Genomic DNA, 22,565 nt, shown 5'->3' with positions numbered 1-22,565 from the left:
GAACGGTGAAATAATACAAAAAAAAACAGGTAAATCCCACTTATCACTAAAGTTCGCGATATGTTTTTGTTATATAACATCACATCGTTGTAACGTTAGTGTGTTAAAACGCTAAATTATTAAGCGTTTTCAATAAAAAAAGAACAAAAATATGTGATATTTGGTGATGAAACATCTGGATTTTAACACTGGTTGATTGTATAATCACCTCTAGTAGGCTAGTCCTAGATCTTTCTCTCCATGTCATAATGTTCGGTTTTTCGACAGATGATAGGATGCTACAAGGGTGAGAATGCGCTTTTAATGTCGAAGAAACCATACATTCTGCATAAAAGTCATTCCTGCTATCTGTTAACCGTTCAATTGTAGGCTGGATTGGAATGAGGGATATATCATTAAGGGGGAAAAAGAGAAATGAAAAAGATGCTCAGCTTGTCTTTGGTAATGTTGCTGGCGGTATCGGTTATGCTCGCAGGTTGCGGTAGCAAACCGAAAGAAGAAACAAATGCCGGAGGAGATACAGGTGGCACTTCCACTGAAGCGAAATCCGATCTCAAAATCGGTATGGTTACTGACGTAGGTGGAGTTAATGACAAATCCTTTAACCAATCCGCTTGGGAAGCTCTGCAAGCGACTGAAACAGAAACAGGTACTGCTGTTAAATACCTGCAAAGTAAATCCGATGAAGAATACATTCCTAACTTGAACGAATTCGTTAAAGGTGGATATGATCTGACTTGGGGTATAGGTTTCCAATTGGCTGATGCAATCAAAACGGTTGCTGACCAAAACCCGGATGCTAAACTCGCGATCATTGACAGCGTAGTGGATTCTCCTAATGTTAAATCCGTAACTTTTGCTGAAGAAGAAGGATCTTTCTTGGTTGGTGTTGTTGCTGGTCTGACAACAAAAACGAACAAAATTGGTTTTGTTGGCGGCATGGAAAGCCCACTGATCAAAAAGTTTGAAGTTGGATTCAGAGAAGGTGTTAAAGCAGTTAACCCTGACGCTAAATTCATTTCTAACTACACAGGTGCATTTGATAAACCTGACTTGGGTAAAGCAGCAGCAGCAACACTTTACAATGAAGGCGTAGATATTATCTTCCACGCTTCTGGCGCAACAGGTAACGGTGTGTTTATCGAAGCAAGTGCTCGCAAGAAACAAGGTCAAGATGTATGGGTTATCGGTGTTGACAAAGACCAATCTCTTGAGTTTGGTGATGAGATCACTTTGACTTCAATGATCAAAAAAGTTGACGAAGCTGTTAAGCGCGTAAACCAAGAAATCATCGATGGTACCTTCAAAGGCGGAGCTGAGAATCTGACTTTGAAAGACAACGGTGTAGGTGTCGCTGATACTTCCACGAAAAATGTTTCTGCTGATACACTTGCAAAAGTGGACGAGTACAAAGAAAAAATCATCAGCGGCGAAATCAAAGTTCCTACAGAGTAATTTGATCTTCGTTGCAAAAGAATAATCATTGGGGCCGGTCTTGACCGGCCTTATGATTGCAAAAACAGGAACATTTGATCAAGTCATCATAACAATTGTACAAGGTCACTGTGCACCAACGCTCCGGTAGGAGCTTTTCTTAAGATAATAGAATGTACATGTTCTTATTGAGCTGAACCATTCGATTATCGCAAGAAAAACTTCAGCTAAGCGCGGTCTGTCTTCTTTGAAAGTACGTCGATAGACGTTTTTTTTTACGTTTGCGGAACCACACTATATCAGTTATAAGGGTGATTACATGGGTGCAGCAACCCCCGTCGTTGAGTTAAAACAAATTACGAAGCGTTTCCCAGGCATTGTTGCCAACGACGCCATCAGCCTTCAGCTTCGTAAAGGCGAGATCCATGCGCTACTGGGCGAAAACGGCGCTGGTAAGTCAACGTTGATGAATATTGTTTTTGGTCTCTATCAGCCAGATGAAGGTTCCATTGAAGTGAATGGCAAGCCTGTCATCATCGACAGTCCTAACCGAGCGATCGATCTTGGCATCGGCATGGTGCATCAGCACTTTAAGCTTGTACAGCCGTTCACGGTAACAGAGAACATTATTTTGGGATCTGAACCAACGAAGGGTCTCAATATTAATTATAAAAAAGCAGCCGCTGAAGTTCAGCGTCTGTCTGAACAGTATGGACTGAAAGTGAATCCTCATGCCAAGATTCATGATATCTCTGTCGGAATGCAGCAGCGTGTTGAGATCGTTAAAACATTGTATCGTGGTGCAGATATTTTGATTTTTGACGAGCCTACAGCCGTATTGACTCCTCAAGAGATTAAAGAATTGATAATCATCATGAAGAAGCTTGCTGCTGAAGGAAAGTCCATTATTTTGATCACACACAAACTGAAAGAGATTATGGAAATCTCCGATACGGTAACCATTATTCGTCGGGGTAAAGTAATTGATTCGGTTAAAACATCGGAAACCAATCCGAATGAGCTGGCAGAGAAAATGGTGGGGCGGAATGTCACATTCAAAGTGGACAAAAAACCGGCTACACCTGGAGCTAATGTGCTCGAAGTCAGTAAATTAACGGCCAAGAATAAAGAAGGTATTTCGGTTCTGAACCAACTTAACCTGAACGTACGTGCAGGAGAGATTGTCGGAATCGCAGGCGTGGATGGTAACGGTCAAAGTGAACTGATTGAAGCCCTTACCGGACTTCGTAAAGTCGAGAGCGGTTCGATTCTTTTGGAGGGTAAGGAGCTGTCCAATCATTCTCCGCGCCATATCTCGGAGTCGGGTGTAGCCCACATTCCGGAAGATCGACATAAACACGGACTTGTACTTGATTTTTCAGTGAGTGAAAATATCGTTCTGGAATCGTATTATAAAGCACCATACACACGTAAAGGGTTCCTTAACTTCGATGCGATCAAAAAGCAGGCTAAGCGGCTTGTTGAGGCATTTGACGTGCGTACACCAAGCATCGAGACCAAAGCTCGTTCCTTGTCCGGAGGAAACCAGCAAAAGGCCATTATCGCCCGTGAGGTAGATAAAAACCCTGAACTGCTTATCGCTGCACAGCCAACGCGTGGTTTGGACGTAGGGGCTATTGAGTTCGTGCAAAAGCAACTGATTGCACAGCGTGATCAAGGTAAGGCTGTTCTGCTGATTTCATTTGAGCTTGATGAGATTATCAATGTATCTGACCGAATTGCTGTCATCTATGAAGGCCAGATCGTTGGCGAGGTGCTGCCGGAAGAAACCAATGATAGGGAGCTCGGCTTGATGATGGCGGGCAGCACTCAAAAGAGAGGTACTGCGCATGAATAACGTATTGAAATGGTTTACGCGAGATTCATTTATTTTGCCTGTAGTAGCTATTATTATGGGTCTTATTCTCGGTGGAGTTGTCATGCTGATTGGTGGCTACAATCCAATCGAAGCCTATGGAGCATTGTTCACCAAGGTATTTGGAGACATGTACAACTTTGGTGAAGCAGTACGGGAAATGACACCATTAATTATGACTGGACTTGCATTTGCATTTGCATCACGTGCAGGGCTGTTTAACATCGGGGGAGAAGGTCAATTTCTCGTCGGAATGACAGCTGCGACATTTGTTGGTGTTAAATTTGCAGGTTTGCCGATCTACCTTCATGCGCCACTGGCTTTGATTGCTGGTGCACTGTTTGGTGGTCTCTGGGCAGCTATTGCTGGTTATCTGAAAGCGGCACGTGGGGTCAATGAAGTTATCAGTAGTATCATGTTGAACTGGATTGGTCTGTATCTGGCCAACCTTATCGTACGCCAATTCTTGCTGTTGAAGGGCGAGAATCGCTCCGTGGATATCAGCGAATCGGCTTCGATTAGTCTCACATGGTTATCTGAACTGATGGGCAACTCCCGTGTACACATGGGGACGTTGATTGCCCTTGTGATGGCTGTGCTCTTTTATATCTATATGTGGAAAACAAAACAAGGTTTTGAAATCCGCGCGGTAGGCTACAACCCTAATGCGGCTGAATATGCAGGTATGCATGTTAACCGGAATATCGTAAAAGCGATGTTTATCAGTGGTATGCTTGCCGGTCTTGGTGGTGCATTCCAGGTTCTTGGTGTGTTCCATTACCAGACCGTAATGTCGGGTTCACCAGGTACAGGCTTTGACGGAATAGCTGTTGCGCTAATTGGTTTGAATCATCCGTTTGGGGTGTTGTTGGGTGCAGTGTTGTTTGGTACCCTCACGTACGGATCTGCAGGTATGAGTTTTGCTGCGGATGTTCCGCCTGAGATTATTCGGATTGTGATCGGTTCGATTATCTTCTTTATTGCGGCACAAGGCATCGTGCGCTGGATACTCAAACCGTTCTATTCGAAGCGTAAGAAAGAGAAGGTGTTGTAGATGGACTTGTTGACAATTGGGCAAATTATCAATACGACGCTTGTCTTTGCTACGGCATTGATTTTTGCATCACTCGGCGGAATCTTTTCGGAAAAATCAGGTGTAACAAACCTTGGACTTGAAGGTTTTATGGTCTTTGGTGCCTTTGCAGCTGGAATCGGGGCGCATTATGCTCAAGAAGCGGGCATGGGTGGAACGACTTCGGCCTGGATGGGGGTTTTGCTTGCGATTGTATTGGGCGTACTGGTATCGCTGATTCATGCCGTTGCGTCTATCACATTTAAGGCAGACCAGATTATCAGTGGTATCGTCATTAACTTTTTGGCAGCAGGAAGTACGTTGTACTTGGTTAAACTGTTGTTTGAAGGTTCTGGTGATTCACCGTTGGTTCAAGGCTTCAGCAAGTTTGATGTGCCATTCTTGAAAGACATTCCTTTGCTTGGAGAAGCCTTTTTCAAGAACGTATATCCAACGACATATCTGGCCATTCTGTTCGTATTCCTGACGTATTACATTATGTTCAAAACGCCATTTGGTCTGCGCCTTCGTTCTGTAGGTGAACATCCAAGTGCGGCTGATACGGTTGGTGTTAAAGTGCTTCGTTATCGCTATATTGGCGTTATGATCAGTGGTGCGCTTGCGGCCATTGGTGGAGCTGCGATTACGTTGACAACTACGGGTACATTCTCACACAATACAGTTTCCGGCCAAGGTTATATTGCCATTGCAGCTATGATCTTTGGTAAGTGGAATCCGATTGGTGCCTTTGGTGCGGCTGTCTTCTTTGGATTCTCACAAGCGATCCGAAACTATGTACAGTTGTTTGAATGGTCACAAAGTATTCCCCAGGAAATTATTTTTATGTTGCCTTACCTGCTTACCATCATCGTTCTCGTTGCAGCGGTTGGACGTTCTTCGGCTCCGTCTGCACTCGGTGAAGCGTATGACCCGGGTAAAAGGTAAACTTGCAATATGTCAATTTACTATCCAAAAGCTTGATAAAAGGGTCCGCCTTGTGCGGGCCTTTTTTTGTTTTCTTGAGCGTCACCAATCCACTTTTTCACGTTTGTTTTGGTTCTCATGCAGATACCCATATTTTCAGGTAGGGACAAAGAAACAGGCGAATTCAGTGATGGACGAATACACTGTTTTGAACGATCCGAGGAGGAGGGGAAAGTATGAAACAACAAGTTACGCGTGATGAAGCGATGAAATTAATAGGCAAAAATATTGTTGCAATCAAAAAAGACGGCACTCGGGTTACGGGAAAGCTGTTGAAAGTATCGGGCAACAAACTGGTACTCAAGCGTTTGAATGGCAAAAAAGTACGTACAAAAGCGATTCTGCCACTGGTATTGTTTGATCTGCTCGCTATTGCCACACTGCCTTATGCTTATGGAGGTGGTCCCGGCTTCGGTCCCGGATATGGACCTGGACCAAAACCAGGCCCTGGATATGGTCCTGGCTACGGACCGGGATATGGACCTGGAGGACCTGGTGGCGGATATGGACCTGGTCCTGGATTCGGCCCTTATGGTCCAGGTCCACGCCCACCAGGATTTTTCTAGGACATTCTACAATGTTTTTTCCAATTCGTAGCAGCGGCTTATCATGATGTATCGAATCGCGCTGTATCCATTTTTTTGATAAAACTGAAGCCCTTTGGTATTGCCCTCATCCACCATCACTTTAGATCTTCGACAACCCCGAGATGCCGCAAAGCTCTCTGCTTTGAGCAACAAAGTTTGCCCGTAACGTTTGCGTTGTTCTTTCGGACTAACGGCCATCATATCGACATAGAGCAATTCCCCATGCATGAGAAAATGGATGAATGCCACAGCAGCTTTGTCTGGCTCCGGCGAGACAACAAAGGTCATGCCCCTGTTCATTCGCAGGGGTATTTCTTTGCGGATTTTATTAATTTCTTTTTCGCTCATATGGGATAAAGGAACAAGTTGAGTGTCAATCAACTTCATGATGGCGCCATCATCCAGCTTGGATGTGCGTTGCCGAATCACCATACGGAGCCTCCTTTCAGGACCAGTCGTGCTGCTCGTATATCCTATGCCCGAAGCAAGATAAAAGGTGACTGAATGAAGCGCTGGGATTAGGGCAACCTTATAGGCTGAAGAGGGAAGAAGGAAGGTTCTCTGAATTTTTATGCAAAACAGGTATTGACTTATCGGTTGGAGGAATCATATAATGTTCCTAACATTTAACGAGAATATTTCATCGGCTATGAAGAGGACGAAGTTTTAAGGGCTCTTTTGCTCAGAGAGTGGCTGGAATTGCTGAAACCACCACCATTATCCCTTATATACGAGCTCACCTCGGAGCTGTTTTCCTGAAAAGCACTGGATGTCACTCCTTTCGCGTATTAGGGAAAATCGTATGTCTGCGTTACAGACAACAGGTATGGGAAACGACTATGTTCGTTTGAGCTATTCGTTTTGTTGTACCTGGTAAGGTCCGTTATTGCGAAATTTCGGGCAAAGTTGGGTGGTACCACGGAAGCGATAACCTTTCGTCCCTCGCAAGCATGAACTTGTTTGCAGGGATGGAAGGTTTTTTTTGTAACTTTAAATGTCAGAATGGTGTAAATTTCGAGAGGAGGATGACTGATGGGAGCTCAAATTCCAGAAGTACGGTCAACAGATGAATTACGTGAAAAATGGATGAAGCCGGAGGTCATTAGCGGATCCGAAATTCTGCTGAGAAGTTTGTTACTTGAAGGTGTCGAGTGCGTATTTGGTTACCCGGGCGGCGCAGTGTTGTACATTTACGATGCGATGTATGGTTTCGAGGATTTCAAACACGTTCTCACTCGTCACGAACAAGGTGCAATACATGCAGCTGACGGATATGCACGTGCAAGCGGCAAAGTTGGTGTCTGCATCGCTACTTCCGGACCAGGAGCAACAAATCTGGTTACGGGTATTGCAACAGCGTATATGGATTCAGTACCACTCGTAGTCATTACGGGGAATGTTATTTCAAGCCTGATCGGTTCAGATGCTTTCCAGGAAGCGGATATTACCGGGATTACAATGCCAATCACTAAACATAGTTACCTGGTGAAAGATGTAAAAGATCTGTCCAGCGTAATTCATGAGGCATTCCATATTGCCAATACCGGTCGTAAAGGTCCTGTACTGATCGACATTCCAAAAGATGTATCAGCGAACAAAACATTGTTTGAACCGACAACTGAACCTGTTATATTGAGAGGGTACAATCCACGGACAGTACCAAACAAACTGCAGGTTGACCGTTTGGCCCAAGCCATTCAGGAAGCAGAACGTCCAATGATTCTGGCTGGTGGCGGTGTGGTATACTCGGGAGGACATGAAGAACTGTTCGAGTTTGTTGAGAAGACAGGCATTCCAATTACGACTACTCTCCTTGGTCTAGGCGCTTTCCCAAGCGGTCATGAATTATGGACGGGTATGCCAGGTATGCACGGAACGTACACTTCCAATCAGGCTATTCAAAAAGCAGACCTGCTGATTAATATCGGCGCTCGATTCGATGATCGGGTAACAGGCAAGCTGGATGGATTCGCTCCACATGCCAAGATCGTTCATATCGATATTGATCCGGCTGAGATTGGTAAAAACATTGCAACCGATATTCCAATCGTTGGTGATGTGAAGACGGTACTGGAAATAGCCAACAAAGAAGTTGGACGTGCAGAGCGTGCAGATGCATGGAGAGACCAGATCAAACAGTGGAAACAAGAGAAACCTTACAGCTATACGGATTCAGACGAAGTGCTGAAACCCCAGTGGGTTGTTGAAATGCTGAATGATACAACCAAAGGTGAAGCAATTGTAACTACGGATGTGGGACAACATCAGATGTGGGCAGCACAATATTATAAATTTAATCAACCGCGTTCATGGGTAACTTCGGGTGGTCTCGGAACGATGGGCTTTGGATTCCCTTCTGCCATAGGTGCTCAGATGGCCAATCCGGACAGACTAGTTATCTCCATTAACGGTGACGGCGGAATGCAGATGTGTTCCCAAGAACTTGCGATCTGTGCCATTAACAATATACCGGTAAAAATTGTGATCATTAACAATCAGGTACTCGGAATGGTTCGCCAATGGCAAGAGATCATCTATGAGAACCGTTACAGCCATATTGATCTGGCAGGAAGTCCGGATTTTGTAAAACTGGCTGAAGCTTATGGCGTAAAAGGTTTGCGTGCAACCAATAAGGAAGAAGCCCAGCGTGCTTGGCAGGAAGCCTTGGATACACCAGGACCGGTCGTTGTTGAATTCGTAGTACGCAAGGAAGAAAATGTATATCCAATGGTTCCGCAAGGAGCGACAATTGATCAAATGCTGATGGGGGATGCTGACGAATGATAAGACATACGATCTCGATACTGGTAAACGATCAGCCTGGCGTCCTTCAGCGGGTATCAGGGTTGTTCGGTCGACGCGGATTTAACATTGAGAGTATTACAGTAGGTCAATCGGAAGAACCTGGACTCTCCCGGATGGTTATTGTCACCATTGGTGACGATAAAACGCTGGAGCAGATTGAGAAACAATTGTACAAAATCATCGATGTCATTAAAGTGGTTGATTTCAGCCTGAAACCGATGGTCGCCCGTGAACTTGCCCTGATCAAAGTGAAAGCAGAGCCTTCCGAGCGTCCTGAGATTCTGGGTGTGGTAGAAACATTCCGCGCATCTGTTGTAGATGTTGGTCCAGGCAGCCTGATTGTGCAGGTAGTCGGAGATACGGACAAAATTGATGCTATGATTGAATTGCTCAAGCCATATGGCATTCGCGAATTGTCCCGTACAGGCATAACTGCATTGGTACGCGGCAACGTATAAAGCTATAATGAATGAAGTAGGGACGACGGTTAGCTAACATATACAGTTGATCTTATGTGAGTGTCAGTCCCTTAACAGTTGTAATTTAACATTTTAGTGATGTAACGCTTGAAAATATAGCTACATTCCCGCATTAATGGGCGGGTGTCTGAACGGATCGGATCAGACCAGAGATGCTTTTGACACTCCAAGCGAGTCGGTCCCTTGAGACACCCGCTCATTAATGAAGGGTTCTTTACAATACAAAGGAGGACTTATAAACATGCCAGTAACTACTTATTATGAACAGGATGCAGAGCTTAACGTATTGAAAGGAAAAACGATCGCGGTAATCGGTTATGGTAGCCAGGGCCACGCCCAAGCTCAAAACCTTCGTGATAGCGGATTGAACGTAGTCATCGGACTTCGTGAAGGTAAATCCTTCGACACTGCAAAAAATGACGGATTTGAAGTTCTGTCCCCGGCTGAAGCAACAAGCCGCGCAGATGTAGTTCAAATCTTGCTGCCAGACGAAACTCAAGCTTCTGTATACAAAAACGAAATCGAACCAAACCTGAAAGAAGGCGCTGCATTGCTCTTCTCACACGGTTTCAACGTTCATTTCGGTCAAATTGTTGCTCCAAAAAACAGCGATGTATTGCTGGTAGCTCCTAAGTCCCCTGGTCACATGGTACGTCGTACTTATGTGGAAGGTTTTGGTGTACCGGGCCTGATCGCGATTGAGCAAGATGCAACGGGTAAAGCTAAAGAAATCGGTTTGGCTTATGCTAAAGGTATCGGTTGTACACGCGCAGGGGTTATCGAAACTTCCTTCCGTGAAGAAACAGAAACAGATTTGTTCGGTGAGCAAGCTGTCCTGTGTGGTGGCGTGAGTGCATTGGTAAAAGCTGGATTCGAAACATTGACAGAAGCAGGTTACGCTCCTGAAATGGCATACTTCGAATGTCTGCACGAACTGAAGCTGATCGTTGACATGATGTATGAAGGTGGACTTGCAAGCATGCGTGATTCCATCAGTAACACAGCTGAGTACGGTGACTACGTAACTGGACCTCGCGTTGTAACTGAAGATACGAAGAAAGCAATGAAAGAAGTGCTGACGGATATCCAACAAGGTAAATTCGCACGCGACTTCATCCTGGAAAACCAATCCGGACGTGCATTCTTGACAGCAACTCGTCGTAACGAAGCTGAACACCCAATCGAAGTGGTTGGCGGACAATTGCGTGAGATGATGCACTGGATCAAGAAGTAAGCATTAACTTCTAGAACATGCACTTTAAGGTATTCAAGTAAACTTAGAGCTTTAACTGGGAATAGCGGCCGTGCTTATGCGTGAGCCGCTATTGCTGGTTCAGAGAAACATATAATAACAAGTACAGGAGGTGCGAAGCGTGCGTAAAATCTATGTATTTGACACAACGCTGCGTGATGGAGAGCAATCCCCGGGAGTCAATCTGAACACTCGTGAAAAGGTGGAAATTGCCCATCAGCTCGAGCGGCTTGGCATTGACCGGATGGAAGCGGGTTTCCCGGCGGCATCTCCAGGTGACCTGGCAGCTGTCAATGCAGTAGCAAATGCAGTCAAAAATGTGACTGTAATTGGCTTGTCCCGTTCCAGAGAGCAAGACATTGATGCGGTTAAAGAAGCACTTAAAGGTGCTCAGGACCCGTGTATTCACGTTTTCCTGGCAACTTCACCTATTCACCGCCAACATAAATTGCGCATGGACAAAGCGCAGGTACTGGATACAGCTCGTTCCGCGATTCGTTATGCAAAGAAAACATTCTCGAAGATTGAATTCTCACTTGAGGATGCAGGTCGTACCGAGTATGATTTCCTCGTGGAAATGGTGAATATGGCTGTTGAAGAAGGTGCAGCGGTCGTGAATATTCCGGATACGGTTGGTTACCTGAGCCCATATGAATACGGAAACATTTTCAAACATCTCAAGGAGAATGTACACGGTATTGAAAAGGTACAGCTGAGTGCCCACTGTCATAATGACTTGGGTATGGCGACGGCCAATACACTTGCTGCTATTCTCAACGGAGCCGATCAGATCGAAGGTACGATCAATGGCATTGGTGAACGTGCCGGAAACACGGCGATCGAGGAAATTGCTATGGCACTGGAGACACGTCAGGAATTTTTCCAGGCGAAAACATCGCTGCAGTTGTCTGAGATTGCACGGACCAGTCGTTTGGTTAGCCGTTTGACAGGTATGGTTGTGCCTGGAAACAAAGCCATTGTTGGCGCAAATGCCTTCGCACATGAATCCGGCATTCACCAGGACGGCATGCTGAAGGAAAAAACAACGTACGAAATTATGACTCCAGAGTCCATCGGTCTGAAAGAAAGCAAGCTTGTACTGGGTAAACATTCTGGTCGTCATGCCTTCCGTGAGCGGTTGATTGATCTGGGATATGAGCTGGAAGAAGAAGCATTGAATCGGGCTTTCGCCCAGTTCAAAGATCTGGCTGATAAGAAAAAAGAAGTTACTGATGAAGATCTGCTTGCCGTAATTGAAGAGAAATTGCAGGATGCACCTGAGGTGTATAAACTGGAATCCATCTTCGTAACGTACGGAGATGAATCGGTACCAACGGCCAAAGTCCGCATTGCAACGCTTGAAGGGGATACGATTGAGAAGCAAGCAGAGGGTAACGGATCGGTAGATGCAATCTACAATGCGATTGACCAAGTGAGTGGGGAAGATGTAACGTTGTCTGACTACTCCATCAAATCGGTAACGCATGGCAAGGATGCATTGGGTGAAGTACATGTTGTGCTGACTCAAAATCAGGTTTCGGTACAAGGACGTGGCGTAAGCACAGATATATTGGGTGCAAGTGCACGTGCCTATGTAGACGGTCTGAATCAATTGATTGAGAAGCGTAAAACATACACGAACCGTGTAAACGTTAATCTGTAGGCTCCGATGCAAGAAGCACGCACCCTTCATTGAACTGAACTTTAGCTGAGGCATATGTATGCTGTTAGAATGATCTATCTTTAATTTAATGGATATAGAAGATCGTTCGGCTTGCTTTGTTACGTTTAGTGAGGTACGTAAAGAGTCTGACTCTCCTGTGGAGGGTCAGACTCTTTTGCTTGTATTTAAGCATTTTGCATAAAGCCTCTAAGCGTCTTCCAATCAGCAAGATATAGATCGAAATGATTCTGTTCGTCTATATCTTGTACCCGTGAGCGGTATAATTCGAATTATGCAAAATGCTGATTTATATAATTATGGCAGTGAAACACAGAACCTTTTCTACGCTTACCTATTGCATTGGCTTACGCTATCAAGCTATTACCACGCGTATGCATTAGGGGCATGTCCACCTGGACCCGGGAAAATCTCATCCAGACGTTTGAGCACCGCTTCATCCAAAGTCACGTCCAGACATTTGAGTGCGGTCTCAAACTGCTCCAGCGTACGCGGTCCGATAATCGGGGCGGTCACTGCCGGATTGGCTGCAACCCATGCCAAAGCCACCGTATCCTGTGGTTCACCGAGATCACGACACAGTGCGGCAAAGTCTTCAAGCTGAGTTTGCTGCTGCTCGATCCGTCCAGCGATGCCCCCGCTGCGTGTTCCTTCCAGCTTCTGCAGAGCGTTACGTCCTAATAAACCACCATCCAGCGGACTCCATGGAATAACGCCGAGGCCCAGCTCTTTGGCAGCGGGCATTACTTCCAACTCGGGCAAACGACAGTTGAGGCTATATTTATGTTGTTCGGAAACCAGGCCGAGGAAATGACGATTCTTGGCTTCGCTTTGAGCGATTGCAATCTGCCATGCAGCAAAGTTACTCGATCCTACATAACCGATTTTACCCTGATGAACGGCATTTTCAAATGCGCCCCACAGCTCATTCCACGATATGGCAGGGTCTACATGATGCATCTGGTATAGTTCGATATGATCGGTCTGTAAGCGGCGGAGGGAACCCTCGAGATGCCGTCTGATTTTGTAAGCGGAGAGGCCAGCTTCGTTGTTGGGGCCATCTGTATCATCATGCATGGAGCCATAGACTTTGGTGGCCAGAACCACTTTCTCACGTCTGCCACCACCCTGGTTGAACCAGCGTCCGATAATTTCTTCGGTAAGACCGGAATTCTCACCCCAGCCGTAGATGTTAGCGGTATCAAAAAAGTTCACGCCTGCATCAAGTGCTGCGTCCATAATGCGAAAAGCTTCTTTTTCATCTGTAGCAGGCCCGAAATTCATGGTACCGAGACAGATTCGGCTGACCTTGAGTCCTGATTTACCCAAATACGAATATTGCATGTTGCTTATCCCTCCTGCGTACCTAATTTGAATTCAGCTATATTTTAACCCAGCCGGGAGGTCAGAACAACTTGGAAAGGCCAATCTCTATTGGCTTATAGGTAAAATCTATTAAAGTCATAGATTGTATATCTTGGTCAAATGACCTTGGAATATGATACAAAAGAGAGAGTTAATATGAGACGTTACTTTATGAATAATTAATGAATGAAATATAAGGAGTGGACAACCCAATGGCAGATGTGAAAAAAATTGCAGTTATTGCTGGTGACGGAATCGGCCCTGAAGTCGTAGCTGAGGCTGAGAAAGTTCTTAAACGTACGGAGGAAGTATTCGGTTATCGTTTTGAGACAGAGCATGCGCTGTTTGGCGGAATCGCAATTGATGAGAAGGGTACACCTCTTCCTGAAGAAACACTGACTGTATGTAAAAGTGCAGACGCAGTCCTGCTTGGAGCAGTTGGCGGTCCAAAATGGGATAACAACAGCAAGGAGCTTCGTCCGGAAACAGGCCTGCTGGGTATTCGCAAAGCACTTGGGTTGTTCTCCAACCTGCGTCCAGCTGTCGTATTTGATTGCCTGAAGGATGCTTCAACTCTGAAGCCTGAAGTCCTGGAAGGTACAGATCTGATGGTGGTACGTGAGTTGACAGGTGGTATTTACTTTGGTGAGAAGTTCAGACGTGAAAGTGCACAGGGCGAAGAGGCAGTAGATACATGTGCGTATAATGTAACAGAAGTGGAGCGGATCGTTCGTCAGGCATTCGAAATTGCGCAAGGACGTCGCAAAAAGCTGGCTTCTGTAGACAAAGCCAACGTATTGGAAACTTCCCGTCTCTGGCGTGAAGTCGTGAACCGGGTAGCACCAAATTATCCGGATGTTGAACTGGAGCATGTACTGGTAGACAACTGCGCGATGCAATTGCTGCGTCGTCCGTCCAGCTTCGATGTCATCGTAACGGAAAACATGTTCGGAGATATCTTGAGTGATGAAGCAGCGATGCTGACTGGCTCCATCGGTATGCTTGCATCTGCATCACTGGGAGAAGGCAGCTTCGGACTCTATGAGCCGGTACACGGTTCTGCACCAGATATCGCAGGTCAAGGCCTCGCTAATCCGATTGCAACCATTCTTTCTTTGGCGTTGATGTTCCGCACAACCTTTGGTTATGCAGAGGGTGCAGATGCCATTGAAGCAGCTGTGTCGGATGTATTGAACGCAGGACATCGCACAAGTGATATTGCTGTAGACAAGAGCACAGCGATCAGCACGACCGAGATGGGCGATTTGATCGTAGCGGCTATTCAGAAACAGGCGTAATTATATTACCAACAACATGGCAGCCCTTTGTTTCCAGTTATGGAATGTACAGAGGGCTGTTCCTTTATCATTTTTGCCACGAAAAATCCTTATTTATAATGATTATAAAAAAATAATGTTTATAATCTTGACTTTGGGAAGTCCGGATGATAACATTTTACTTGTACTTGTTATCAAGTATCAAATCATTTTAATTACAGGAAAAGCGTACGCGTTTTTCTTGATGATGAGCAATCCGCAAGGATGCTTACATAATCCCAAAGGAGGAATTTTTAGTTATGGCAGAACGTTTGGTAGGTAGACCAGCACCGGATTTCGCAATGGAAACAGTATCGGGAGACGGACAAGACTTTGGTTCCGTTAAACTGTCCGATTATCGTGGCAAATGGCTTGTATTCTTCTTTTATCCTTTGGACTTCACATTTGTGTGCCCAACTGAAATTACAGCTTTGAGCGTTGCTTCCGAGCAATTCAAAGCTTTGGATACAGAAATCCTTGGCGTGAGCGTAGACTCCGTACACAGCCACAAAGCATGGATCAACACACCAGTAGACAGCAATGGTTTGGGTCAATTGAACTTCCCGCTGGCTTCTGACATCACGAAGCAAGTGGCTAAAGATTACGGGGTTCTGATCGAAGAAGAAGGCGTAGCATTGCGCGGCTTGTTCATCATCGATCCAGAAGGCGAATTGAAATATCAAGTGGTTAACCACAACGATGTAGGCCGTAGTGTTGAAGAAACACTTCGCGTACTGCAAGCACTGCAATCCGGCGGATTGTGTGCAATGAACTGGAAACCAGGCGACAATAACCTGTAAGCCAGATTAACTTGAACATTTTTTGTTCAAGCCCTCATCCCGTTAGGGATTGAGGGCTTTTTGCACCCTTTTGCCGGAAGTTATCACGAAGTTAATCAAAAGTGTTTGAACAAGCAGCTAAGCGTGTTAATAATATATTAGAAGAAAGTCTTCTTTTTATCTGTTGAAAGAGGAATTGATGGCCTTTAAGGCGAATAGGGTATGGAAACCCGGTAAATATTCCGGTGCTCTGCATTTATAATCTGTACATGAATGTGATACACTGATGGAACTATTCCTTTTCGGAAGTGCTGGAAGTGTACGGGATGGCATTTTAACAAAAAAGTCCCGGCACGTAATAAGGAGGGTGAACAAAAATGAGTTACTGTTGTGGGGCAAGTATGGTTGGAACGAAGGGCACGCTGAAGCATTACCGCACCCAGGTTCATAATGTTCCCCTGCTGTTTTGCCCGGTGTGTCACCGGGTTGAGGTGCATTATAAAGTGGAAAATGAATATGAAATTCTGGCTGAATATGCGCATGGAGACGGTGCATCCGAGATCGACTTTCAAGATTATGTTACAGAAGATGAGGATGCGATTTTTGAAAACTGTGTAAACCGTGAGAGCGAGGATGCCATGGTTATTGTGCAGCGCCAGATTGATATGGCTCTGGATTTGCTCAGGCTCGCGAAGGAAACCAAAGACGAGAAGTGGGAAAGCGAACTTAAACGTCGATTAGCTGTGATGAGTCAGCGCAGACTGAAAATTCAGCATAATAAGACCGGACTATAGATGAACTCGGATATATCACAAATTAAAGATATTAAAAACGAAGCTGATTTGCCTATTGGGTGAAACGGCTTCGTTTTTTTGCTGTATTCTGGAACTAGTTCGAGGTTTTTTTTAAAATAATTTCCATTCGACACTTTCTCCGATTGACTCTCTTCTATAAACTTGTCTATGATAAAAACAGACTTGCAAAAGAGGCGGAGCAAAAAAAATGTTCGTGTTTGGGAATAGGAGAAGGTCAGAATGGGACAAACGTATATGATTTTCCGGATCGACTGTTGGTTACCGGGAATAGACCAGCTTGAGTTCCGGCCATGCCATCCATATTTTCGGCTCAGCCCCCCAACGAAAGGGCACCGGTAATGAAAAATAAAATCGGCCCTTCCTGTTTCTGTGATGATATGATGTCCGAATGGCAAGTTTATCATTTACGTGAAAAGGAGGAACCTGACATGATTAGTGAATTTCAGGATACAGTGCCTCAACCAACGGATGGTTTCCCGCCTGTGCATCTGGATAACAACAAGTACGAGAATGTACTGGAACATCTGGATAGCGGTATTATGTTGTTTGACAGTCACGGTGTATTGACGTTTATTAACGTTCAGATGGCAAAGTTGTTGGAACTTCCAAGAAGTCTGTTGAGCGGCTGCACCCTGATGCAAATGCTGCATCATCCGCAGATGAGCCGATTCAAGAAAAAGAAAATTTTACGTATCTATCGGGAAACTATTTTTCACCGTAAGCGCTATCATGAGTTGATTGATGAATACGGAAGGCATTGGCTGGTTACTGTGACGTACGGTGATCAGATGGATGGCGACTTCTTGTTCAGCGTCAAAGATGTATCTGATTATAAACAAATTGAACAGACCGCTTATCAAAATGACAAACTTGCGATGCTGGGGCGAATTTCAGCATCTATTGCTCATGAAATTCGTAATCCGTTGACTGCAATCCGTGGGTTCATCCAATTGCTCAGGCCCCATTTGCTGCAGCTCGGCAAAGACGAGTACGCTCGAATCATACTGACGGAGATTGATCGGGCGAATGACATCATCTACGAATTTTTGAATTCTTCCAAACCGTCAGCTCCACAGAAGACCGTGATGTCCGTCGACTCTTTGCTCAAAGAGGTGGTCTTGCTGACCGAAAGCGAAGGTTTGATGAAGGGATGCGAGATCATACTGGATGAAGGGGATGCCCCGCTGAATGTGTCCATTGATGTCAAACAGATTAAGCAGGTTATTTTGAATATGGTGAAAAATGCAATGGATGCCATTGAGGAAGTTGGCGAAGAACATACGGGTCTAATTCGAATATCTACCGCCACCGAAAACAAGTTTGTGCAGATCTCCATCGCGGATAACGGTCATGGAATGGACCATAATACGCTTGTACGTCTGTTTGATCCATTCTTCACGACCAAGGAGAGCGGAACGGGGCTTGGACTTTCGGTGAGTTACCGAATCATCAAGAACCATGGAGGCACCATCTCTGTGGATAGCAAAAAGGGCGAAGGCACGCAGTTTATGATTATGTTACCCTTAGTATATTGAGAAAAGTGGGGAGTCAAGGAGTTGGCCATTTGCCAACTCCTTTGTTTTATGTTGCCAATTAGGGTTATAGTTAGTAATGAATGCGAATACATAAGCTCCATAACGGAAGGATGAGATGCAGATGGAAATCCAAGGAATGGAACAAATGAATCAACAACTGATGGATCACGTGGGAAAAGTGATTGTGGGAAAAGAGCATACCATAGAGCTGGTGATGACAGCCATCATAGCGTCAGGACATGTGCTGTTGGAGGATGTACCGGGTACCGGGAAAACGATGCTTGCCAAATCGGTAGCCTCTTCATTGGACTGCACATTCCAACGGATACAGTTTACACCGGACTTGCTGCCCTCTGACTTAACAGGGATTCATTTTTTTAATCAAAAAGAAGGGGATTTTGAATTCCGACCCGGCCCCTTGTTTGCCAATCTTGTACTAGCTGATGAGATTAACCGTGCTACACCGCGTACACAATCAAGCTTGCTGGAGTGCATGGAAGAGCGCCAGATCAGTATCGACGGTTCAACGAGACAGCTGGAACGGCCATTTATCGTTATCGCTACCCAGAACCCTGTAGATAACCAGGGAACTTTTCCACTACCTGAAGCGCAGATGGATCGTTTTATGATGAAAATTCGCATGGGTTATCCAAGCAGTGAAGAGAGTGTAGAAATTTTGAGACGTACGGTAGCCAGTCGTTCAGTTGATGATCTCTCGGCAGTGATCAGTCGTGAAGAACTTTTGAAGGCGCAGGATACGTATAAAACAGTGCAAATCAACGAAGATTTGCTGCGATATATCATTCAGTTAACCGAAGCGACAAGGCAACATCCCGAGCTCTCGCTTGGCGTAAGTCCACGAGGGGCTCAGGCATTACTCAAGGCAAGTCAGGCTTGGGCTGCACTGCATGGCAGAGATTTTGTTTTACCTGATGATATTAAAGTGCTGGCGGAACCTGTGCTGGCCCACCGACTTGTATTCCGTAACCGGATCAGACAACAAGAGGGCTTGGCTGAGCGTATCATCCAGGAACTTCTGAATCAGACAGAAGTGCCTACGGAGAATCTCGCTACAAGCGGGCGTTAATCTTATGGCATTATTATGGCTTGTCCTTGTTGGAGGCATTGTCGTAGTTATACATGGTGTGTGGTTTGGACGACCTGCACTGCGAAAACTCAAGTACAGCAGACAATTCAGCAAGCTGCGTTGTTACGCTGGAGATGAACTTGAGATGGTGGAGACGATATCGAATGAGAAACGAGTCTCTGTTCCGTGGCTCAGACTTGAATCGATGATGCCAGTGTCGTTTGTATTTCGTTCCGGCTCAGGTATGGATATTAGTCAAGGCGAAATCTATCAGAACCATAAGAGTATTTTTACGTTAAAACCGTTTACTCGTATTACGCGTAAGCATCCTTTTACATGTACTCAGCGTGGAATTTATCCATTAAATACAGCAACGATGACAGGTGGGGATCTCTTTGGCGTGTGGCGTTCCACCAAACCGATTCCTTTGCAAATGTCTATGATTGTGTATCCTTCATTAGTGAATGCAGAGGATCTTCCTGCAATTTATCAGGTATGGCAGGGAGAAGTGGAAGTATCACGATGGATCGTTGAAGATCCGTTCTTGATCCTGGGTGTTCGGCCTTATGGTGCAGGAGACCCCATGAATCGTATCCACTGGAAAGCGAGTGCACGTACAGGTGAATTACAGGTCTACAAACAGGGATGGACAGCTGATCCGCAGTCCTGGATTGTAGTCAACATTCAAGAATCTGCAGATATGTGGAGTGTAGTCACTCGACCGGAAAAGATTGAACGGGCACTCCGTTATGCTGCCACGGCTGCAGTGGATGCCATTGGTAGAGGGTTGCCGGCAGGCTTCGCCCATAATGGTTATCATGTGGGTGGAGGCCGCGATACACTTCGGATTGAGCCGGATTATGGCACGCCTCATCTGGAACGGTTACTGGAAGCTATGGCTGAGACAGAGTTGAAATGCATGGTGCCCATGGAGCAATTCCTGAATGATGAAGTACGTCTGAATGAAGAAGCACAGCAAATCCGCAGCTATCTGCTGATTACATCCTATGTATCTGCCGCTATGGAGCACGAGATTGCACGTCTGCACGAACAAGGACATCGTGTAACGATTCTCCCGGTAGAGGACGTGAAGGGTAATACAAAGGCGGTGAGTGCATGAGGAACAGACCGGTAGCGACGACCAAAGGACTCATAGCAATGCTTGCCGTCTTGATGGCTGGCATCTACCTTTTTCCGATATTTACGCTTGCTTCATTCTACGCAATGGAACATTTGCCGTTCACATTATTCATCCTGGTCATTCTTGTAGGTTGGTTAGGACAGTTCATTCAACATAAAATTCCAGGTTTTAGCGAGAAGAGTACATTCATTCGTGGAGTAACGGCACTCGTCATAGGATTTCTCTTTGCACTCGTTGTTGGGATGAGCCTCATTCTCCCGTTGCCGGATATCATCACATTGGTACTGTGTGGAGTCATCTCGGCTTATGCAGGTCTGACCTTCCAGCCAGTCTTTCATTCTGTGTTGTTATGGCGCTTGCAGATTATGGGTGTAATCAGTGCAATCGTGCTTATGATTGCTTCGAACTCGTTGGAATTCATGCAGCCGATACGAACCTATACCCTATGGATTTATATTGCGGGAGTGATCAGCTTTGCCTTTTGGCTGGTTGGACGATATATGCTGCAACTGGATCAGGCAATACTCAACGATGGCAAGAGAAGATTGGTATTAAGAGATTTTGCACGTGCGAATCATCAGCGGTTCATGTGGATGTTTATTGTTATCGTCGCGATTGGTGCTTTCCCAAGTCTGGCTGCCTGGCTGGGACCGCTACGTGATCGCTTGCTCGCATGGATCAGGGGATGGTTTGGTCCGATTTCCGGCGAGGAGCCACGATTACCAATGGACAACCCCAATCAGCAGTTAAATATACCGAATGACTGGAGAGAGCCGCCATCCGAGCCCTCAGTCTTCTGGAACATCCTCGGATGGGTAGTGATGTGTGCTGTAGCAGGAGCAATTCTGTGGCTGCTTCTGAGGTTGGGACAAAAAACGATAAACAGACTTATGGACCGATTCAAGGGGATGTTACAACCCGGTGAAAAGAAGGCAGAACCACGGACGGAGTATATCGATGTCAGTGAGACGCTTGATGCGCCAGCAAAAGTCCGAAAGAATTGGTTTCGGAAGAAAGAAGCGCCCCCTGCACAGGATGCCGAACGTGTTCGGTATTACTATCGGACATGGATTGAAAAAGCAGCTCATCGAGGCGTGGTAATACAGGGGACGCATACTCCGCTGGAGGCTGCACAGACCATTATTCAGAATGGTGTGAAGGTAGAAGAAGATGAGCTGTCTGCGAGACTGCCAGATACGTATAATGCCGTTCGTTATGGAGAGAAAGCTCCCGATCGTTCCGATATGGTTGAGATTGACCGAATCTGGAGATCTTATCGAAGTAAATAAGTCCGGAATCCCTTTACTTTTCTTGTCACGTTCAAGTATCATGAGAGGAATACACAAGTTGGTCAGAAAAGGAGCAGACATTAATGAAGACAAATCATTGCAAAATTGTAGATTGTACGATCCGTGATGGCGGATTGGTGAATAATTGGGACTTTAGCGTGGACTTTGTTCAACAGCTGTATGCTGGATTGAATGAAGCTGGCGTTGATTATATGGAAATTGGATATAAGAACTCTCCGAAGTTGCTTAAAGGTGCCGAGGAAGCAGGACCATGGCGTTTCCTGAACGATGATTTCCTGCGTAAAGTTATTCCTCAAAAAGGAAATACCAAACTGTCTGCTCTGGTTGACGTAGGTCGTGTGGACGAAAATGATATCTTGCCTCGCAGTGAGAGCATGCTGGATCTGATCCGGGTTGCCTGCTACAGCAAAGATGTGGACAAGGCACTTGCTCTGGTTCAAACATTCCATGATCGTGGATATGAAACTACACTTAATATTATGGCACTCTCCAATGTTATGGAGAATGAGTTGCTGGAAGCATTTGAATTGATCAAAGAAAGTGCTGTGGATGTTGTTTACATTGTAGACTCCTACGGTAGCTTGGACCATAATGATGTGAAATACCTGGTAGAGAAGTTCAAGACTCACTTGCCTAACAAGCGTCTTGGTGTTCACACACATAATAATATGCAGCTTGCGTTTTCTAACACATTGGTTGCGGCAGAACTTGGCGTCGAACTGCTTGATGCTTCTGTGTATGGCATGGGACGTGCGGCAGGAAACTGTCCAACCGAATTGCTCGTAGCTCATCTGAAAGGAACGAAATACAATCTGCGTCCAGTACTTGGTGTATTGGAACAGCTGATGGTTCCACTGAGAGAAAAAGAAGAATGGGGTTACATTCTGCCTTACATGATTACAGGTGCGTTGGACGAGCATCCACGTTCAGCGATGGCGATTCGCTCATCGGAAGACAAGGATAAGGTTGTTGATTTTTATGATAAATTAACAACACCAGAAGTGAATTTTGATAAGTAATATAGTCTGAAATACAGTTGTAAAATAG

19 protein-coding genes are annotated in these 22,565 nt (G+C 45.5%); 17 read left to right on the top strand and 2 right to left on the bottom strand.

What is annotated here, in order from left to right; genetic code table 11:
* Positions 1 to 414: 414 nt before the first annotated feature.
* From BLS69_RS15060 to BLS69_RS32145, 5 genes are all read left to right on the top strand, one after another.
* The gene (locus BLS69_RS15060; RefSeq protein ID WP_091032858.1) at positions 415 to 1,455 is read left to right on the top strand and encodes a BMP family lipoprotein; all 1,041 of its coding nucleotides are present in this window, start codon (positions 415 to 417) and stop codon (positions 1,453 to 1,455) included.
* 298 nt (positions 1,456 to 1,753) lie between these two features.
* A complete protein-coding gene (locus BLS69_RS15055; RefSeq protein ID WP_091032855.1) occupies positions 1,754 to 3,292 on the top strand; it encodes an ABC transporter ATP-binding protein in 1,539 nt (512 codons plus the stop codon).
* Entirely contained in the window at positions 3,285 to 4,364 is a 1,080-nt protein-coding gene (locus tag BLS69_RS15050) for an ABC transporter permease (protein ID WP_091032853.1), read from the top strand. Before BLS69_RS15055 ends, BLS69_RS15050 begins: the two co-directional genes overlap by 8 nt.
* Positions 4,365 to 5,327, top strand: a complete 963-nt coding sequence (locus BLS69_RS15045) for an ABC transporter permease (protein WP_062833426.1) — start codon at positions 4,365 to 4,367, stop codon at positions 5,325 to 5,327.
* Between the two features lie 215 nt (positions 5,328 to 5,542).
* Complete coding sequence (locus tag BLS69_RS32145) at positions 5,543 to 5,932, top strand: hypothetical protein (protein ID WP_047842246.1); 390 nt, start codon at positions 5,543 to 5,545, stop codon at positions 5,930 to 5,932.
* Between the two features lie 6 nt (positions 5,933 to 5,938).
* On the opposite strand, the gene BLS69_RS15035 is transcribed toward BLS69_RS32145, so the two are convergent.
* Complete coding sequence (locus BLS69_RS15035) at positions 5,939 to 6,382, bottom strand: GNAT family N-acetyltransferase (RefSeq protein WP_237176231.1); 444 nt, start codon at positions 6,380 to 6,382, stop codon at positions 5,939 to 5,941.
* A 603-nt stretch (positions 6,383 to 6,985) separates the two neighbouring features.
* Between BLS69_RS15035 and ilvB the strand changes: the two genes are divergently transcribed.
* From ilvB to BLS69_RS15015, 4 genes are all read left to right on the top strand, one after another.
* Positions 6,986 to 8,737, top strand: a complete 1,752-nt coding sequence (ilvB, locus tag BLS69_RS15030) for a biosynthetic-type acetolactate synthase large subunit (protein WP_091032851.1) — start codon at positions 6,986 to 6,988, stop codon at positions 8,735 to 8,737.
* On the top strand, positions 8,734 to 9,216 hold the full coding sequence (ilvN, locus tag BLS69_RS15025) for an acetolactate synthase small subunit (RefSeq protein ID WP_024628317.1): 483 nt from the start codon (positions 8,734 to 8,736) through the stop codon (positions 9,214 to 9,216). Before ilvB ends, ilvN begins: the two co-directional genes overlap by 4 nt.
* A 262-nt stretch (positions 9,217 to 9,478) precedes the next feature.
* Entirely contained in the window at positions 9,479 to 10,471 is a 993-nt protein-coding gene (gene ilvC / locus BLS69_RS15020; protein WP_062833429.1) for a ketol-acid reductoisomerase, read from the top strand.
* A gap of 139 nt (positions 10,472 to 10,610) precedes the next feature.
* Positions 10,611 to 12,152 (top strand): 2-isopropylmalate synthase, encoded by a 1,542-nt coding sequence (locus BLS69_RS15015; protein ID WP_091032848.1) that lies wholly within the window; start codon positions 10,611 to 10,613, stop codon positions 12,150 to 12,152.
* A gap of 381 nt (positions 12,153 to 12,533) precedes the next feature.
* On the opposite strand, the gene BLS69_RS15010 is transcribed toward BLS69_RS15015, so the two are convergent.
* Positions 12,534 to 13,514, bottom strand: a complete 981-nt coding sequence (locus tag BLS69_RS15010; protein ID WP_091032845.1) for an aldo/keto reductase — start codon at positions 13,512 to 13,514, stop codon at positions 12,534 to 12,536.
* 233 nt (positions 13,515 to 13,747) lie between these two features.
* Between BLS69_RS15010 and leuB the strand changes: the two genes are divergently transcribed.
* The 8 genes from leuB (at position 13,748) to BLS69_RS14970 (ending at position 22,537) form a co-directional block, all read left to right on the top strand.
* Complete coding sequence (gene leuB / locus BLS69_RS15005; RefSeq protein ID WP_091032843.1) at positions 13,748 to 14,833, top strand: 3-isopropylmalate dehydrogenase; 1,086 nt, start codon at positions 13,748 to 13,750, stop codon at positions 14,831 to 14,833.
* Between the two features lie 278 nt (positions 14,834 to 15,111).
* On the top strand, positions 15,112 to 15,651 hold the full coding sequence (locus tag BLS69_RS15000; protein WP_091032840.1) for a peroxiredoxin: 540 nt from the start codon (positions 15,112 to 15,114) through the stop codon (positions 15,649 to 15,651).
* Between the two features lie 356 nt (positions 15,652 to 16,007).
* The gene (locus tag BLS69_RS14995; protein WP_017689649.1) at positions 16,008 to 16,424 is read left to right on the top strand and encodes a hypothetical protein; all 417 of its coding nucleotides are present in this window, start codon (positions 16,008 to 16,010) and stop codon (positions 16,422 to 16,424) included.
* Positions 16,425 to 16,873: 449 nt separating this feature from the next.
* A complete protein-coding gene (locus tag BLS69_RS14990) occupies positions 16,874 to 17,980 on the top strand; it encodes a PAS domain-containing sensor histidine kinase (protein ID WP_091032835.1) in 1,107 nt (368 codons plus the stop codon).
* Positions 17,981 to 18,101: 121 nt separating this feature from the next.
* Entirely contained in the window at positions 18,102 to 19,067 is a 966-nt protein-coding gene (locus BLS69_RS14985; RefSeq protein ID WP_047842249.1) for an AAA family ATPase, read from the top strand.
* Positions 19,068 to 19,071: 4 nt separating this feature from the next.
* Positions 19,072 to 20,187, top strand: coding sequence for a DUF58 domain-containing protein (locus BLS69_RS14980; protein WP_047842250.1), 1,116 nt, complete (start codon positions 19,072 to 19,074; stop codon positions 20,185 to 20,187).
* Positions 20,184 to 21,497 (top strand): DUF4129 domain-containing protein, encoded by a 1,314-nt coding sequence (locus BLS69_RS14975; RefSeq protein WP_091032786.1) that lies wholly within the window; start codon positions 20,184 to 20,186, stop codon positions 21,495 to 21,497. Before BLS69_RS14980 ends, BLS69_RS14975 begins: the two co-directional genes overlap by 4 nt.
* Before the next feature lie 83 nt (positions 21,498 to 21,580).
* Positions 21,581 to 22,537 carry an aldolase catalytic domain-containing protein gene (locus BLS69_RS14970; RefSeq protein ID WP_047842252.1) on the top strand — a complete coding sequence of 319 codons (957 nt, stop codon included), beginning with the start codon at positions 21,581 to 21,583 and terminating at the stop codon, positions 22,535 to 22,537.
* Positions 22,538 to 22,565: the final 28 nt, after the last annotated feature.

The organism is Paenibacillus sp. CF095 (genome assembly GCF_900101225.1).
GTDB lineage: Bacteria > Bacillota > Bacilli > Paenibacillales > Paenibacillaceae > Paenibacillus.
This window is presented reverse-complemented; position numbering and strand designations above follow the sequence as displayed.